Origin of the sequence: Dyadobacter crusticola DSM 16708, assembly GCF_000701505.1 — a bacterium.
In the GTDB taxonomy this organism is placed as follows: domain Bacteria; phylum Bacteroidota; class Bacteroidia; order Cytophagales; family Spirosomataceae; genus Dyadobacter; species Dyadobacter crusticola.
On the sequence record NZ_JNJB01000004.1, the window covers coordinates 359,340 to 377,890 of the forward strand.

The 18,551-nt window shown below is 48.0% G+C and carries 11 protein-coding genes; 8 read left to right on the top strand and 3 right to left on the bottom strand.

Going from position 1 to position 18,551, the window contains the following annotated elements; translation table 11 throughout:
• The first annotated feature begins 28 nt into the window (after nt 1-28).
• Nucleotides 29-3,319, top strand: coding sequence for a SusC/RagA family TonB-linked outer membrane protein (locus Q369_RS0105105; protein WP_031526732.1), 3,291 nt, complete (start codon nt 29-31; stop codon nt 3,317-3,319).
• A 45-nt stretch (nt 3,320-3,364) separates the two neighbouring features.
• Nucleotides 3,365-5,023: a RagB/SusD family nutrient uptake outer membrane protein gene (locus tag Q369_RS0105110; protein ID WP_031526733.1), complete on the top strand. Its 1,659-nt coding sequence runs from the start codon at nt 3,365-3,367 to the stop codon at nt 5,021-5,023.
• Nucleotides 5,024-5,093: 70 nt separating this feature from the next.
• Here the strand turns inward: Q369_RS0105110 and Q369_RS0105115 are convergent, their stop codons facing one another.
• The 3 genes from Q369_RS0105115 to Q369_RS0105125 form a co-directional block, all read right to left on the bottom strand.
• The gene (locus Q369_RS0105115; protein ID WP_031526734.1) at nt 5,094-5,354 is read right to left on the bottom strand and encodes a Txe/YoeB family addiction module toxin; all 261 of its coding nucleotides are present in this window, start codon (nt 5,352-5,354) and stop codon (nt 5,094-5,096) included.
• Nucleotides 5,351-5,563 (bottom strand): type II toxin-antitoxin system Phd/YefM family antitoxin, encoded by a 213-nt coding sequence (locus Q369_RS0105120; RefSeq protein ID WP_031526735.1) that lies wholly within the window; start codon nt 5,561-5,563, stop codon nt 5,351-5,353. Before Q369_RS0105120 ends, Q369_RS0105115 begins: the two co-directional genes overlap by 4 nt.
• Nucleotides 5,564-5,630: 67 nt before the next feature.
• On the bottom strand, nt 5,631-6,797 hold the full coding sequence (locus Q369_RS0105125; RefSeq protein WP_031526736.1) for a LacI family DNA-binding transcriptional regulator: 1,167 nt from the start codon (nt 6,795-6,797) through the stop codon (nt 5,631-5,633).
• Nucleotides 6,798-7,137: 340 nt separating this feature from the next.
• On the opposite strand from Q369_RS0105125, the gene Q369_RS0105130 reads away from it, so the two are divergent.
• The 6 genes from Q369_RS0105130 to Q369_RS0105155 all read left to right on the top strand — a co-directional run bounded on the left by Q369_RS0105130 (nt 7,138) and on the right by Q369_RS0105155 (nt 18,537).
• Nucleotides 7,138-10,161 (top strand): SusC/RagA family TonB-linked outer membrane protein, encoded by a 3,024-nt coding sequence (locus tag Q369_RS0105130; RefSeq protein ID WP_031526737.1) that lies wholly within the window; start codon nt 7,138-7,140, stop codon nt 10,159-10,161.
• A gap of 17 nt (nt 10,162-10,178) precedes the next feature.
• Nucleotides 10,179-11,675, top strand: a complete 1,497-nt coding sequence (locus Q369_RS0105135; RefSeq protein ID WP_031526738.1) for a RagB/SusD family nutrient uptake outer membrane protein — start codon at nt 10,179-10,181, stop codon at nt 11,673-11,675.
• Between the two features lie 272 nt (nt 11,676-11,947).
• Nucleotides 11,948-12,883, top strand: a complete 936-nt coding sequence (locus tag Q369_RS0105140) for a hypothetical protein (protein ID WP_031526739.1) — start codon at nt 11,948-11,950, stop codon at nt 12,881-12,883.
• Between the two features lie 251 nt (nt 12,884-13,134).
• Complete coding sequence (locus tag Q369_RS0105145) at nt 13,135-14,934, top strand: FAD-dependent oxidoreductase (RefSeq protein ID WP_084165654.1); 1,800 nt, start codon at nt 13,135-13,137, stop codon at nt 14,932-14,934.
• A gap of 16 nt (nt 14,935-14,950) precedes the next feature.
• Nucleotides 14,951-15,970 carry an FAD:protein FMN transferase gene (locus Q369_RS0105150; protein ID WP_229206737.1) on the top strand — a complete coding sequence of 340 codons (1,020 nt, stop codon included), beginning with the start codon at nt 14,951-14,953 and terminating at the stop codon, nt 15,968-15,970.
• Complete coding sequence (locus Q369_RS0105155) at nt 15,967-18,537, top strand: glycerophosphoryl diester phosphodiesterase (protein ID WP_035333012.1); 2,571 nt, start codon at nt 15,967-15,969, stop codon at nt 18,535-18,537. The genes Q369_RS0105150 and Q369_RS0105155 overlap by 4 nt, the downstream gene beginning before the upstream one ends.
• Nucleotides 18,538-18,551: the final 14 nt, after the last annotated feature.

Sequence of the window (18,551 nt, forward strand, 5' to 3'; positions counted from 1 at the left end):
TTTTCAAAACAACAAAACGTTCAAAAGTATGAAAAAAACCTTTTACCGGCGGAATTACCTGCTTAAAATTATGAGAATCAGTCTCATACAACTATTCCTGATTATTCAGTGTGCGCACATTTCCCTAGCCGGCGGGATCTCGCACGAGACACTGAAAATGGATGCCGACATCGCGATCAAAGGGAAAGTAACAGACGCTACAGGCGCCACTGTCCCAGGCGCGACGATCGTGCTGAAAGGCAGCTCATCAGTTGGTACTACCACCGACGCCGACGGCGTGTTTTCACTGAATGTACCCGACGGCAGCACCACATTGGTCGTTTCGTCCATTGGCTTTCTGACGCAGGAAGTAAGCATCGCTAACAAATCACAGATCGATATCGTACTGCAATCAGACGTGAAAGCATTGAGCGAAGTGGTGGTAACGGGATATTCTTCTCAATCCAAAAGAGATATCACCGGTGCAGTTTCCACTGTGGACGCTACCGAGCTGACAAAAGTAGCGGCTCCAAACGTAGCGCAGCAGTTGCAGGGCCGCGTAGCGGGTGTAACAGTAACTTCCAACAACTCGCCTGGTGGTGAAGCAACAGTGCGTATCCGCGGATTTGGTACGATCAACAACAACGATCCTTTGTACGTGATCGACGGAGTACCTACAAAAGGCGGCTTGAACAGCATCAACCCGAACAACATCGAGTCTATGCAGGTTTTGAAAGATGCTGCCTCAGCCTCAATTTATGGTTCAAGAGCTGCAAACGGGGTTATTATCATTACTACCAAAAAAGGAAAAGCAGGCGCGGCCAGATTTACATTCAACTCACGTGCAGGTTTGCAAACCGGAAAAGTGGATTTGGACCTGATCAAAGATCCGCAGCAATTTGGTGATTTGTTATGGACGCAGCGCCGCAATGCAGGTGTTTTGACGAATGGAAACCCTTCGCACCAGCAGTACGGAAATGGGCCGAATGCAGTTGTTCCGGATTATATCCTCGCAGGATCAAGCTATGGACTTTCTGCAAGTGACCCGAAAGTGAATCCTTCACTTTATAACTATAACCGCGCTGGTTTTTACCAAATCGTTGAAGCAAATAAAGAAGGAACAGACTGGCACAAGGAAATCCTTCGTCCGGCTGCCATTCAGGAGTACAACATCGGCGCAAGCGGTGGTACCGAAACGGGCCGTTATGCGCTTTCGCTTAACTACTTCAAGCAGGACGGGGTGTTGATCCATACTTCTTTCAACCGTTACTCGCTGCGCTCAAATACTGAGTTCACGTTCAAAAAACGCGTTCGCCTGGGTGAAAACCTGGAAGTAAGTTACACGGAAAACAAAGGGTATTATGCCAATAACGGAACTGCCAGCACGCTGAACAACCAGGATGGTAACCCGATCGGAAACGGCTACCGCATTCCGTCAATTATTCCGGTGTATGACATCATGGGCAATTTTGCTGCTACCCGTGCTGCCGGACTTGGCCCTGCGACCAACCCGGTTGCGCAGCTTTGGAGAACGAGAAACAACCAGACCAACAACTTCCGTGCATTCGGTAACGCTTACATGGAAATTGATATTCTCAAAGACCTGACAGCGAAGTCAAGCATCGGGATTGATTTGAATGCATTTAACCGCGTGGGCTACACTTTGATGGACCTTGAAGAAGCGGAAATTGAAGCGGCAAATGCGCTGTCAAACGAGAATGCGTACGATATTAACTGGACGTGGTCGAATACTTTAAACTACAACAAAAACATCGGCACTAACCACAAGATCGGTGTATTGCTGGGTACGGAAGCTATTAAAGGGATGGGCCGCAACTTCAATGCAACCCGCACGACTTTCTTCTCGGAAGATCCTCAGTATATGTTCCTGAGCTCCGGTACGGCAGGCATCAACAATGCAGGCGGAGGTTACGAATGGGCGCTTTTCTCCATATTCGGAAAATTGAACTATGCACTGAAAGACCGTTACCTACTGGAAGCAACAGTTCGTCGCGACGGTTCTTCCCGTTTCGGTCAGAATAACCGTTACGGAACATTCCCTGCATTCAGTGTAGGTTGGAGATTATCAGAAGAGAGCTTCCTAAAACCGCTTACCTGGCTGGATGATCTGAAACTAAGAGGAGGCTGGGGACAAACCGGTAACCAGGAAATTGGCAACTACAATGGTTTCAGCACTTACCGTTCAAGTCTGAGCTTGTCATCTTACGCGATCGGCGGCGGCAACAATGCAGTTGAACCCGGTTTTGACACAGAAGCATTCGGTAACCCTGACGCGAAATGGGAAACTACCACGCAAACCAACATTGGTCTGGACGCGACTTTCCTGAAAGGCATGTTCAACTTCAACCTCGATTTGTATAACCGGACTACTTCGGACATGCTTTATCAGGTAGCACTTCCTGCCACCCAGGGCGTAGCGACAATCCCATTTGTGAACGTAGGTGAAATGAACAACAAAGGAATTGACCTCGCTTTGGACTTCAACAACAAAGCATTGAATGGCGAACTTACGTACTCTGTGGGTGTCAACTTTTCTACATACAGAAATGAAGTAAAGAAACTGAACAACAGTTCTTCGGCAGTACTGCTTGGCCCTGCGATCCGCAGCTATACCTGGACCCGCTCGGTAGCCGGAATGCCGCTTTATTCATTCTACGGTTTGCAGATCGACGGTATCTACCAAAACCAGGGAGAAGTGGACAAAGGACCTAAATATCCCGGCTACGCAGCTGTGGGTAAATACAAATACCACGACACAGACGGCGACGGTACCATTACCGACAACGACCGTGTGTTCCTCGGTAACCCCCACCCCGATTTCACTTACGGTATCAACCTGAATGTAGGCTACAAAAACTTCGACTTGTCGGCATTCTTCCAGGGCGTGAAAGGAAACGGGATTATCAATATGGTAAAGCGCTGGGTTGATTTCAACAACCAGGCTGGTAACAGAAGCTTGCGCATGCTCAACGATTCCTGGACTCCCGAAAATCCGAATGCAGTGCTTCCGATCCTGGATGCAAACGACAGCCGCAGCCAGCAGCCTTCGAGCTACTTTATCGAGGACGGTTCTTATTTCCGTATGAAAAACCTCACATTGGGCTACACACTTCCAAGTGGCATCTTGTCAAAAATCGGCTTTGAAACCGCACGCGTTTACCTGCAGGGACAAAACCTTTTCACGATCACCAAATACAGCGGTATCGATCCTGAGGTAACATCCGTGGGTTCAACGCCGGGCAGCACCGTGCTGGGTGTAGATCAGGGAAATTACCCTAATTCCAAAATGTACCAGATCGGTATCAACTTCGGATTCTAACAATAGGGAGAAAACTTTTTATCTGTGAATAATAAGCTAATAGATATGAAAAAGAGCATATTAACTGCAATGGTCTGCATAGGAATGCTGACTTCCTGCGGCAAGGAGTTTCTGGAAACTACACCACTTGGTGTTGGAAATGAACAATCGCTTTCAAATAAAGCAGGTGTAAATGCGGTGTTGATCGGGGCTTACAGCTTGCTCGACGGTGTTGGCTCCGGGCCGGTTAATACTTCTTCGGTAAGTAACTGGATTTACGGTTCAATCGCCTCCGACGACGCTTACAAAGGTTCAGACGTCGGCGACCAGGCGCAGATCACGACCATTGAGCGTTACATTCCGCAGGCGGATATTGGCGCTTACAATGACAAATGGATCGCGGTATACGACGGGGTTTCCCGTTCCAATAACACCATCAAACTAATTGGTCTCGCTACGGATATGACCGACGCTGAAAAGGCACAGGCAATGGGAGAAGCGCGTTTCCTGCGCGCGTGGTACCATTTCGAAGCCAAAAAGCTTTGGAACATGGTCCCTTATGTAGACGAAACAGTAACTGACTTCGTGAACCTGCCAAACACGGAGGATATCTGGCCGATGATCGAGGCTGATTTCCAGTTTGCGGTAGATAATGTATCAGCGACCAAAGCACAGGTAGGCCGCGTAAGCAAATGGACAGCCAAGGCTGCATTGGGAAAGGTACACATGTACCAGCGCGACTACCTGGCTGCCAAGCCGCTTTTGGACGATATTATTAACAATGGACCTTTTGCGTTGGTAAACAGCTTCCACGACAACTTCCGCATTGCTACGGAAAACAACAGCGAGTCGATTTTTGAGGTACAAATGTCGGTAGGCGACGGTGGAAACGGCCAGAATGGTAGCTGGGGAGACAACTATAACTTCCCTTACGGGTCGGCACCAGGCGGTTGCTGCGGGTTTTTCCAACCTTCTCAAAACCTGGTGAATGCATTTAAAACAGATGCAGCAGGCTTGCCTTTGCTGGATACTTTCAATGATGTGGATGTAAAAAATGATGAAGGACTTGCTTCCAGCGATCCATTTACACCCTACGAAGGTACCCTTGACCCAAGACTCGACTGGACTGTGGGACGCAGAGGATTACCATTCCTGAACTGGGGCACACACCCTGGCAGAAACTGGATCCGCGATCAGGCTTTCGGCGGACCCTATACGTTCAAGAAGTTCTTTGCTTATAGCGGAGAAAATGCAGGCGCTGAATCTCCTCGTGCGAATGCAAACAACTACCGGGCGATCCGTTTTGCAGACATTATTTTAATGCGCGCAGAAGTTGCGGTGGAAGAAAACGACCTCGCAACTGCATTAAAACTGGTTAATCAGGTAAGAACGCGTGCTGCGAATGTAGTAGTGACGGACGCAAGCGGAAAACCTGCGGCCAACTATCTTGTAAAACCCTACCCGGCATTTGCTTCGCAGGATTATGCAAGAAAAGCGGTCCGGTTTGAGCGTCGCGTTGAGCTGGCAATGGAAGGTCACCGCCACTTCGACCTGGTTCGCTGGGGAGTCGCTGACACGGTTTTAAATGCCTACCTGGCAAAAGAGAGCAAAAAACGCACTTATCTGTCAGGCGCCACTTTCGTGAAAGGAAGAAGCGAATACTTCCCGATCCCGCAAGCGCAGATTGACATTATGGGGGCTAATGTTTTGAAGCAGAATCCTTGATTTAAAGCCACGAATGCACGAATGAGCACGAATAATTTCGTGTTAATTCGTGCATTCGTGGCAAATAAACTTAATTATCGTAGTGAGATTTGCATCGCATAATAAATACAGTTTCATCTATCACGCGATAAACCAATCTGTGCTCGTCAGTAATCCTTCTCGACCAATATCCCGACAAGTTCGCCCGTAGCATTTCGGGCTTTCCCTTTCCTTCGAAAGGAGTTCGCAAACATTCCTTGACAAGCTCGTTGATTTTCTTAACTATGTTCTTGTCAACCTTCTGCCATTCGGTATATTCCTCCCAGGCATCAGGATGCCAGGAAAGCGTCAAGGCTCAATAAGGTCGCGCTGAATAAAACAACCAGGGTTGTTTTTCAGGTCCTCAATCGCTTTCAATAAAAGCCTCTTGTTAGTAGGATCACTCAATAGATAATCGGTAGTGTCCATTTGGGCAGGCGATTGCTTTTGAGCTTTCAATGTTCTTAAAAATTCCCGGATCGCTCGTTTTTCCCTTTTTGGCGGCATTGCAAGTCTTAACATAATGGAGATTTTAAATGTAAGTATGTGTCATGAAATGAGGAACCAGGACAAATATAAAAAAACTCCGCTAAGTCTTCCGCATGGAAGAACCCCTGACAATCAGTTCTGTATTCAGCACCTTGCGTTCATTTGGGCTGAGCTCCTCCGCATCCACCAGCTGCAAAATCCACTCCGCCGTTGTTTGTCCCATTTCCAAGGTCGGCTGCCGGATCGTGGTTAATCCCGGGCCAATGTAAGCCGATTCAGGGTTATCACTGAAACCTGCAACACCCAGATCTTCCGGGATATTAATCCCCTTTTCCTTCGCAATCAGCATAATCTCTATCGCGGCTGAATCATTTACAGCGAAGATCGCGTCGGGCCGCTCTGCCAGATCGAGTAGGTATTGCCCGTAAATCCGGGCCTTTTGCTGCGTCAGCATTCCCTGAATTACCATGTGGTCTTCAATGGGCTTACCGTGCTTTTCCATGGCAGCCTTATAGCCCCGCAGCCGCTCCTGGCTGACCAGCAATGTAAGCGGCCCGCCAAGGTGTGCAATGCGTTCATACCCGTTCAGGATCAGATGCTCCACCGCCATAAATGCGGATTCGAAATCATTGACCACCACTTTGGGCACATCGATCTCCTCACAAACGCGGTTGAACAGGATCAGCGGGATACCCCTTTTTTCAAACACACTCAAATGGTCAAAATTGTTGGTTTCCTGCGTTAGTGAGATCAGCAGTCCGTCTACACGATTGGCCAGCATTGCCTTGCTGTTCGAAATCTCAACCTGGTAAGATTCATTACTCTGCATGATTGTAAGGTTGTAGCCTGCTTTTGTCAGCACATCGTGTGCCCCGATGATCACATTCGGGAAAAATGGGTTGTGAAATTCTGGCACAATCATCCCGATCGTATTTGTCCGGCTTTTCACCAGATTGTAAGCCAGCTGATTGGGCTGGTAATCGAGCAGCGCCGCAGTATCAAGCACAGCCTGTCGGGTTTCCGGACTGATATCGGCGTGTCCATGCAACGCGCGAGAAACTGTCGAGTTGGAAACTCCGAGTGTCTTGGCGATATCGATGATGGTCGTCTGGTGACGTTTCCTTTTCCGTTGCACTTCCGCAGAAACATCCTTTTCCTGGATCGTGAAATAATAGTTGCACGGCTTGCAGAGGAACCGCTGCTTGCCTCTGACATATCCCGCCTTCATGATCCCCTCTACCTGCCCGCACTTCACGCATTTAATCATTCCAATTGTATTATTTAAATAAATGGCTGCTAATTGAGCGAATCCCCACCATCTCAACAACCCACAAGCAAAAATAAAGAATTATCATATTATTAGTTCATAAAACCATATATCGGCAACGTATTCGCAAACGTTCCCGATAGTTTTTGATCAATTCCGAGATCAGATTAGGTTTAAACCGACTTGATCTGTGCATTACAGCTGGCTAAATTCAGATAAAAACAGCCAGATATCATCGAATTGCAGCAGGCAGTTTGCTTTTACGCAAAGCCTCGAAACGAAAGAAATCTGCTCAGAATTGAATTATTCCGTTATCCACTCTAACCCTATATTCATTAATATGCAAAAACAAATACGCATTCTGCTTGTGCTCTTATGCATTTCGCTGAGCCTTGCACAGACCACTTTCGCCCAGTCGGCCAATGTTGCGGGAAAAGTTGATGACGAAAAAGGCGAAGGCGTTCCCGGAGCCAGCGTGACCGTCAAAGGCACGCAGCTTGGAACACTTACGAACGTCGACGGCACTTACTCCATTGAAGCGCCGGCAAATGCTACGTTGGTTTTCTCCTTTGTTGGTTACCTGAAAGAAGAAGTCGCTATCAACAACCGCTCAACTGTTAATGCGATTCTGAAAGTCGACACTAAAGCGCTGGAAGAAGTCGTCGTGGTAGGCTACGGAACGCAGCGAAAAGTGGAAACTACCGGATCCATTGCTTCCGTGAAATCGGACGAACTCACGCAACTGCCAATTACAAACGTAGCGCAGGGACTTCAATCCCGAGTTTCCGGCGTGCAAATCAATCAAAACTCCGGCTCGCCTGGTGGTAATATCAGCGTGCGTATCCGTGGTACAAACTCGATTAATGGAAATGCAGAGCCGCTTTATGTGATTGACGGAATTCAGATCTCAAACAGTGGCGGGATTAATGATGTAAGTCCGCTTTCTACCATTAACCCCAATGATATCGAGTCTGTTGAAGTACTGAAAGATGCGTCTGCGTCTGCTATTTACGGCGCACGCGCGGCTAATGGCGTCATACTTATTACGACAAAACGCGGTAAAGCAGGCAAGACCAACGTGTCGATCGAGAGCTATTACGGCGTGCAGCAGGTAACCAAGCAACTGGATGTGCTGAATGCAGCTGAATTCGCGCAACTCGAAAATGAAACATTCAAAAACAACGCTTATCCCGACCCGGCAAGCCTCGGCGAAGGTGTTGATTGGCAGGACCTTATTTTCCAAAAAGCACCCATTCAGAATCACCAGCTCACGATCAGCGGCGGGTCCGAGAAGACACAGCTGTCGCTTTCCGCCAACTACTTTGATCAGGATGGTGTGATCATTAATTCTGACTTCAAACGTTTCACCTACCGCCTGAACGTGGATCACAATGTCAGCAAGAAGCTGCGCGTAGGTACCAGCGTAATGGGAAGTTTTTCCAATAACAATGGGATCGAAGCCGGAAGTACATCGGTGGGCGACGCCGGTGTTGTGACCGGAACGGTGCTCGGAGCTGCGATAGGCGCGCCCCCAACTTTGCAGCCTTATAAACCGGATGGTTCGATATTCCCATTTGCGGAACAAGGTAATGGGCAATATCGGGAGGTAATTAACCCTTTGAATTACACGTCTATCCTGCGGAAGCGGAATATTAAAAGAGCATTGATCAATCTTTACGGAGAATATACGATCCTTCCCGGATTGAGCTACCGGGCGTCTTTCAATGCAGATATAGATTCAAGAATCAACGATACATACCTGCCCATTTCCATTATTGCTGTCAAAGACCGCAACGAGAACTCAGGAACTGCCGGTAAGTTTAATTCCAACTTCCTGGGGCTCCTTCATGAAAGCGTGCTCTCATACGGTACCAAGATCGGCGATCACCACAGTTTGAAATTCACAGGTTTGTTCGCAACGCAGGTAGAGAAATATAACGACAATCAAATCAATGCGAACGGCTTTCCCAACGATGCTACAAGGAACGAAGCGCTTCAACTTGCATTGAACAGGACGGTCTCGAGTTCACGGAACATGCAGCGCCTGGATTCTTACATGGGCAGGGTCAACTATGGTTTCAAGGACCGGTATTTTATGGACTTTACTGCCCGCGTGGACGGTTCGAGCAAGTTTGGCGCCAATCACAAATACGGGTTTTTCCCTGCTGTGTCTGCGGCATGGCGGATTATAGAAGAGCCTTTCATGAAAGATGCGACCTGGCTTTCGGACCTGAAACTACGTGGTAGTTATGGTATCACCGGGAATGCGGGCGGAATTGATCCATATCAATCTCTGGCCACGGTTCAGTCCGGCGGAGGCTACAATATCAACCATACGTACTTTACCGCCATTCGCCCATCCGGCATTTCCAACCCTGATCTCCGCTGGGAGAAATCGACACAGACGAACATCGGTATAGACGCTAGTCTGCTCAATAACCGCTTTTCTCTGATCGTGGATTATTATGTCAAAAAAACCGAAGACCTGCTTTATATCAAAACACTGCCACTTTCATCCGGTTACAGCAACATTACCGGAAACTACGGTTCGCTCGAAAACAAAGGGCTTGAAATCGCTGCAAGTGCAAATCTGCTGAATGGTCCGGTGAAATGGAGCATCAACGGAAACCTGACCATTAACCGGAATAAGGTACTGGATCTGGACGGCGGAACAACCGACGAAAGATTTATCACGAATTATACCGTGCTCAAAGTAGGTCAACCGCTAGGTGTTTTTAAAACATACGTTTTTGACGGGGTCAACCAAACCGGCGAAGCAATCATACCAGGTTACGACGGCAGGCTGGGCGGACATAAAGTAAAAGACCTCAACAACGACGGTGCGATTAACTCAGCAGATCAGATGATTACGGGCAACCCGAACCCGAAGTTCATCTACGGTTTTTCTACCAATGTTACCTTCAAAAACTTTGACCTGAGCGCCTTTTTCTCAGGTACGCAGGGAAATGACATTTACAACGTCAGCCGGCTTTCATTTGAAAATCCGCTTGGCCAACGCAATCTTTTCCAAGGTGTTGAAAACCGTTGGACACCACAGAATCCGAGCAACCAGTATGTAAGTCCGGCAGTGGCGGGCCGGTTACCGATTTCATCCTATGCAGTGGAAGACGGTTCGTACCTGCGTTTCAAGAACCTGATGCTGGGCTATACCCTGCCGACGATCAAAGGGATCAGCAGAATCAGAGTTTATGTGAGTGGCAACAACCTGGTCACATTTACGAAATACAGCGGCTTCGATCCGGAAGTGAACACTTATGCCAATTCAAATACCACAATCGGAATTGACAACCTCGTTTACCCGCAATCGAAATCATTCCTGGGAGGCATTCAGCTTACCTTTTAAGCCCTAAACTTTGAATTATGAAACTTTCTAAAATAACATTTAAGAAAATACTTCCGCTTGTTGCGCTTGCATTGGGAACTGGCTCCTGCCAGTTAGACGAAGAAATTTACTCTTCGATCTTTGTCGAATCCTTTTACAAAACTGCTTCGGATTCTGAAAAAGGTTTGCTCTCGGTTTACGATGCCCTCGGTGGTCTTTATGGCGGTCCGGCGGCAACGATGGTACCTGATTTCAGCGCGGACCAGATCTATCCACGGGGTGTCGTGGGCCGCAATTCACTGACTCTGTTCACCGTAGAGCCCACTTACACAGTTCAGAAAAGTGCAGGTCGGACCAACGAATCGCCTCAGCAGCTCTGGACTTCATCATATAGCGGAATAGAACGAGCTAACTGGATCATTGCCAAAGTTCCCGACGCAACAATGGACGAAACGCGGAAGAAACAGATTTTAGGCGAAGCCTATTTTCTGAGAGCATTTTACTTCTGGACGCTTGCCAAGAACTTCGGTGACGTAGTCGTAAAAACGGAACCAAGCGTGACAGAAGTGGAAGCATACGCTCCGAAAAGCGCAATGGCGGATGTTTACAAACAGATTTACAGCGACCTCGATCAGGCTTCGCAAGCCGGGCTTGCCTCCTACCCAGCTAATGAAAAAGGTCGGCCGTCCCGGGAAGCAGTAGATGCGCTTTATGCCAAAGCTGCACTTTACAATCAGGACTGGGCTAAGGCGCTAGAAAAGGCTGAGGTTGTGATCAAATCTGGCAAATACGGACTGATGCCGAATGTAATGGACGTTTTCAGCTATTTGAAGGAAGACGAAGCGCGCCGGGAGAATATCTGGGCTTATGAAGCGGATCCTATCACACCGGGTAACGGGCACCAACTGACGAGTCTGGCCGGTCCGGTCGGCAGTGCCGGTGTGGAATATGCAAAAACCTCCTACGGTTCCATGTTCGCCTATATGTCGTTTTTTAATTCATTCGATCCGAAGGACAAGCGCAGACAATTACTGGACACCACTTTTATCGACAAATCAGGCAAATGGGTCCCGCAGCGCAGCATTACCCCGATTACCACGGATGCTGTTTTGATTAAAAAATACCAGGATCCCGTTTCCAGCACAGGTTTGATTCCTAACATACCGATTCTTCGAATGGCGGATATTTACCTGATTGCAGCAGAAGCAGAGGCGCGTTTGAACGGACCTTCTGCAAAAGCTTACGAGTACATCAATGCAGTCCGCACAAGAGCCGGCCTGCCCGACCTGGCCAAAGGATTAGCAAAAGATGCTTTTATCGACGCCGTGATTCAGGAGAGATCGTGGGAATTGTTTGCCGAAGGCGACCGCTGGTACGACCTGACGAGAACCGATAAATTCCTCACAGTGATCGCCAAAGCCGTAAACTCAGTGTATCCAACACGACCAGTTCAGCCAAAGAACAAATACTTCCCCATCCCGCAAGACGAGATTAATGCAAACCCGCAGTTGGAGCAGAATCCGGCTTGGAAGTAGGGCAGCAATTTTGAATGATTGAATGAGTGAATGATTGCCGCCGTGGAACGGAATGAGCCGCCGTGGAACAGTGAATGAGTGAATGGGCGCTGCAGTGTTATTGAATCAGCGCAAGCCGGCCGCAGAGAGGCCTCCTGTTTCTAGAACCCGACGGCCACAAAAATTGCCGAGCTCCGGAGGAGCTTCCTATCAAATGGAAACGCGTAAAGGATCAGGCAACAAACCCGGCACCAGCGCTACCCAATTTTTACCAAAACCAATGTGAATAAAAAATGTTAAGTGTCGCTTTCTTCTTATCACTTCTTCTAAATAACCCCTCCTTCGGTCCCCGGAACGAGAAGGTAAAGGAATTCGAGATTGTGGAGAATGACACGCTGACATATACATTGAAACTAGCACTAGATGACAAAGGGCGGCCGCAGTATTTTTTCAGGAACATTTTTACACCGGTTTGCTACACCAATGAGTGCAAACCGGTGTATATCAATTTCTATTGGGACTTGCTGGGCAATTATGTAAGATATGATCTCCCTAAAAACAAAGTGCTCACGAAAGTCGATCACGACGAGTTTAAGGAAGAGGATTACCAAAAGTTGCAGGATATTCTCGCGCAGCCCAACTCCATTTTTGCTGAACTGAAAATGGAGGATCTGATTACAAAAGGCACCGAAGATCTCACCGATTCAGTGGATGTAAAAGCGGGTGCTACGTTGAAAACCATCAAAAATCAGGTGATTGACGGCGCGGTTTATACCTGCTATACACTCTGGCAAATCGCTTACGGAAAGGCAGTGCCCGAAATGCGGAAGATCATCGAAGCCTACACCGATGACAAGCTGCTGCACAGCTTTCTGACCAGCAACAACTACCATTATCAATATTGGGCAATGGAGAAAGTAGTAAGTGGGGATGGAAGTGTAAAAAAGCCATTTGAACAAGACTTGCAGCAGATCATCAGCGGCAAAAACATTTTTACGGCCAAATATGCATTGCAGCATCTTAACAACCGCTTTTTCGAAAGCGAGGCAAGGCAAAGCTGGCTTTGGGAAAGTTATCAGAAATCTGCCTATCCATTGCAGATCACGATCCTGAAAAAGCTGGCAAATATTCCATTGACTAACTCACTCGCCAACAACCTCAAAGCCGCATTACCCAATGCAAACCAGGAACAAGCTGCGCTAATTAATCAAATACTGACAAAAAACTAAAATCCCCGGACTAAAGCCCGGGGCAAGGGATTTAAAATGAATTCTCAAAACCAGAGCAATCGATTTCTGCAATCCATTCCCGTTGGCTTCAGCCAACGGATAAGACAACGGACAAGACAACAGAAAAGAGAAAAGAAAAGAGAAAAGAAAAGACAACGATAATGACATCAGAAAAAACAACAGCAATGATGATGGGAAAGACAATAAGAGATGCAACCGGAAAGACAATAAAAAAGATAATGGGCAACATGATGAGAAACATGATAACATCAATCATATTTCTTCTCTCTTTTTCCGCCTTTGCTCAAAACCATGTATTTATTGAAACAGAATCGTTTACCGACAAAGGAGGCTGGGTGATTGACCAGCAATCGTTTGTGGTAATGGGGTCCTCTTACCTGATGGCGCATGGTATGGGGCGGCCTGTCAAGGATGCCACTACCACAGTTAATTTTCCCAAAACAGGCAAATACCGGATGTGGGTACGCAATAAAGACTGGGCCCCATTTCCAAAAGGTCCGGGCAAGTTTCAGCTGCTGCTTGACGGAAAAGCGGTGGGCCAGGTATTTGGTGAAAGCGGATCCGACGAATGGAAATGGTACGACGGCGGTCAGGTCGATATTAAATCTGCCGAAACAAAGCTCTTGATGAAAGACTTGACGGGATTTAATGGCCGTTGCGATGCGATTTTATTTACGGATGATTTAAAATTTACCCCGCCAAATAAACTGGAAGAGCTGAATGCATTCCGCAAAAAGCTGCTCAACCTGACAGATAAACCAGTCGAAGCAGGACAGTTTGATCTAGTAGTAGTGGGCGGCGGGATCGCCGGGACTTGCGCCGCTATTTCGGGCGCGAGAATGGGACTGAAAGTAGCATTGATCCAGGACAGGCCGGTACTGGGAGGTAATAACAGCTCCGAAATTCGCGTGCATTTAATGGGCGATGTAGATAAAAACCATTACCCCAAACTCGGCCGCATAGTGCGCGAAATGGACAATGGCGATCCGGGAAATGGAAATCCTGATGCGAAAGAATACGGAGATGCGCGCAAGATTTCGATCGTAAAAGCGGAGCCGAATATTTCTCTATTCCTGAACACGCATGTTTATAAGGTTGAAAAAGAGAATGATATCGTCACAGCCGTAGTAGGCCGGGATATTGCAACCAATAAAGAAACTCGTTTTGCAGGCTCCTTCTTTTCAGACTGTACCGGTGACGGAACGATCGGGTACCTGGCTGGCGCTGAATTCAGAATGGGCCGTGAGAGCAAGGCTGAGACAGGTGAGTCGCTCGCGGCAGAAAAGGCCGACGATTTCACATTGGGCACGTCCAACCTATGGGCGTCCCTCCCGCGCGACACGGTTTCTACCTTCCCGGAAACACCTTGGGCAATCCAGTTCTCCGACGAATACCACATCGACGAGCCCAAAGCTGACTGGCAGTGGGAAACGGGTTTTGGTAACTTCAACACCATTACCGATGCCGAGAAAATCCGTGACCACAACCTGCGCGCGATTTACGGGAACTGGTCTTATCTGAAAAAGAACAAAGCTGCAAAATACGCGAAACATGAGCTGGCGTGGGTGGCTTACATTGGCGGCAAAAGGGAGTCGAGGCGCATTATGGGCGACCATATTCTGAACCAGATGGACATTCAGGAAGGCAAATTTTACCCCGACGGAACGGTGACCGCCACCTGGACCATCGACCTGCATTTTCCCGATGCAAAAAACAGCAAGTACTTTGAAGGGCAGGAGTTTTTCGCCGGGACAAAACACATCAAAGTGGCGCCGTACACCATCCCCTATCGCTGTTTATATTCCAAAAACATCCAAAACCTGTTCATGGCCGGACGGAACATCAGCACCACGCACGTTGCATTTGGCAGCACGCGGGTAATGCGTACCTGCGGCATGATGGGTGAAGTAGTCGGTTTCGCAGCCTCTCTGACCAAGAAATACAGAACCACTCCACGTGGCGTTTATGAGCAGCATTTGCCGGAATTAATGGGAATTCTGAAAGGAGAAACCCCGGCGCCGCAGCCTTGAGTAACATACTGATTTGATGATTTTGAAAATTTCGTTGTCGCTTACCTTCATGGTATTTCAAATGCTCGTTCCCGCGGTGAATGCAAAAACCGCCGGGAACGAGCCGATGATCTCCATTGCCGGCGAGGCGCAGGGTACGACCTATCATGTCAAATATTTCGATCAGCAAAACCGGAATTTCAAAGTACAGATCGACTCCATTCTCGCGGATTTCGACAAGTGCCTTTCTTTGTACCGTGAAGATTCAGAAATAGTTGCGTTTAATAATAGTCCCGGATCACACCGGTTCAGGTCACCCTATTTTTATCCCGTTTTACAAAAATCCCTGGAAATATACGTGGCTACCAACGGCGCTTTCGATCCTACTATCATGCCACTGACCGAGGCCCTGGGATTTGGCGCGAAGAGAACTGATCCCGAGTTGGCGAATGTGGATTCGCTGCTTCAATATGTTGGTTTTGATAAAATTAACTTCAATGCGGAGGCTGTTACCAGGACGAAAGCGGGCGTCAGGTTAGATCTGAACGGGATTGCGCAAGGCTACTCCGTGGATGTTGTGAGCGCATTTCTCAGGAGCCGGCACATTGACCGGTTTATGATCGAGATAGGCGGTGAAGTAGTGTGTTCCGGAAACAAAGATGAAAACCTTCCCTGGGTTGTCGGAATCGAAAATCCGCTGGAACGCGGGCGTTTGTTTGCAACTGCAAAACTTTCCAATCTCGCCATGACAACCGCAGGTAATTACAATAATCATTTCACAAGAAACGGTAGCGTTTTCAACCATATCATCAATCCAAAGACCGGTTCAATGGAAGAAACGTCGCTGCTGAGTGTGACCGTTTTTGCCAAGGACGCGATGACCGCCGATGGTTACGATACTGCCTTTTTCGTCATGGGGCTGGAAGCGACAAAGGAATTTTTATCAAAACAAAACAACCTGGAAGCTTACCTGATCTATACTGACGAAAAGGGAAAAACCGCCAGTTATGTAACCGAAGGAATAAAGGATTTTATCAAAGAAATACCTAACCCATGAAATTAAGCACAACGATATTAATGGCTCTCCTGATTTCAGGAGCAGCATTTGGTCAGAAAAATGCTCCGAATAGCCTGAGTAACGATCACGTCAGAATTGTATGGAGGGGTGCCGATAAAGGCACATTTCCGATTGCCGTTTTTCAGGTCAAAAAGGATGGGAAATGGATAGATGGACCTAAACCTTCCGGGGAGTATACTTTGTTGTATTCGGCAACAAAACCTTCCGGCGAACCTACCGAAAGTTTTGAAAAAATAACCGGTGGAAAATTCCCTGAGGAATCATACCATTATCAACAGGAACAATGGAAAGAAAGTATCAATGATGTTTCCCTCAATAAAGCCGGGCAGGCAATCCATTTCCTGCCTGCTTCCATGCTGATCAAATCCGATGCGATCGAATTTTCAAAGGAAACCGAAGTAGCTACTGTGACTGGCAACTGGCGTTTTGATCCGCAGAATCCAACGGATATCCTGGTAAAAATGACGGTGAAAGCGAAGACGAAAGGCTACTTTTCAATGGCCACACCTACACTGGGCACCGTGGCCAAAGAGCAGCTCAACTGGACTTCCGTGCCGGGTTATTTTCAGGGAAATGCATTGCAGGAGAACTTCGCACTCGCTTATGCCTACGGTCACGGTGTGCCCAACCGCCCGGTTATCTATCGCGAGCGCTGTGCCAGTACATTAAGTCCGCTGGTAACCACCAAAAATGGGGTGACTTTATCGGTAATTCCCGAACCTGGACTCGCCCGGGACCCTTGGGCAAAAGACAAGATCACGCAAACGGACTGGCATATCGGCTTGTCGCATATGAACAGGAAAGGTCAACTTTCGCCTACCATTTACTATCCGGTTTTGGGTGAGAAAAAATCAGAACTGAATGCAGGTGAGGAATTTACGTTTTCATTCAGGTACAGCATCATCGCCGGCGACTGGTTCCAGGCGATCAAGCACGCGGCAAATGACATTTACCAGTTTGACGAAACGCTGGCGCTCCGCAAAAGCAAACAATCGCTGACCGATCGCATTGAGAAAATGCATTTGTACCTCACCGACCCTAAAACTTCGCTCTGGAACATAGAAGAATATGAGGGCAAGCAGATCGGCGCGCAATCCTATCTCGGCGGCGTGGTTGGCTCTAATAAAGATGCCATGAAAAATGCGGACTACGGCGCCATGTGGATGCTAGCCAATGCAACCAACGATCCGGAGCTCAAAGAAAAAGTGCTGCCGCCTGCGCTCAATTTCAAGCTGGTGCAGCAGGAAACAGATAAAGGCTTTTTTAATGGCGCAATTGAAGGCCAATATTATCTCGCCAAAAGCAAAAAATTTGTTGAAGAATGGGGAGAAGTGGTGGAGCCTATTGCCCTAACCTACTATGTGATGCTCGATGTGGGCAATATGCTCTTGTTCGAGCCAGGCAATGCAGAATTGAAAGAAAGGCTGCGGCTTGGTGCCGATAAGTTGCTGAGCTGGCAAAATCCGAACGGAAGCTGGGCAGTGGCTTACGACCGGCGAAACGAACAAGAACTGTTCAAGGATATCAAAGACGTGAGACCAACATTTTACGGGTTGATCGTCGCGTACCGGCTTTTAAAAGATGAAAAATACCTGAAAGCTGCGCAAAAAGGCGCTGACTGGTTTATCAAAAATGCAGTAGAAACGGGCTCTTTTCTTGGCGTGTGCGGCGATGCGCGGTATGCACCTGATTTCGCTACCGGGCAGTCGGCGCAGGCGTTGCTGGATCTTTATGATTTGACCAAAAACAAAAAATACCAGGACGCGGCTGTTACCTGCGCTAAAATTTACACCACCTCCATTTACACACATCCTATTGCCAATCATTCGCCTAAATCTGTAAATGGTGTAGCGCGGGAAGATTGGGAGATCAGTCAAACCGGCCTCAGCTTCGAACATGGCGGCATTTTCGGGTCGGCTACCCGGCACGGACCCATTCAGCTGGCGAGCCACGCGGGGATGTTTATCAGGATGTACAAATTAACCGGCGAGCAGCTATTCGCAGATATGGCGCGCTCGGCGGCCATTGGGCGCGACGCATTTGTGGACAGCAAAACGAGCGTCGCTTCTTACTACTGGAATGCGATGAACCGCGGCGCTGGCCCCTACCCGCACCATGCCTGGTGGCAGATCGGCTGGATCACGGACTACTTGCTGTCGGAAGCGGAGTTGAGATCCAATGAAAAGATCAGCTTCCCGAGAGGCTTTGTCACGCCGAAAGTGGGTCCGCACCAGACTTATGGTTTCGAGCCGGGGAATGTATTTGGCGACAAGGCGAAACTGGTGATCAAAGCCGGGTTGGCTACACCGGATCAGCCTGCTATCGAGCATATTACTGCAAAGTCTACTTCAAAAAACAGCATTTACATTATCCTGATGAACAACAGTTCATCGCCAACGGATTTCGCATTGAAGATTGATGAGAATAAGATTGGAGAGGGAAAGAAAGTTAAAAGTTTAAAATGGCTGGAAAACGATCAACCTGCAAAACTCGAACAGATAAGCATTCCGGCATTTGGCTTGAAGACGCTGGAGATTCAGTATTAGAAACCTCTTTGTCA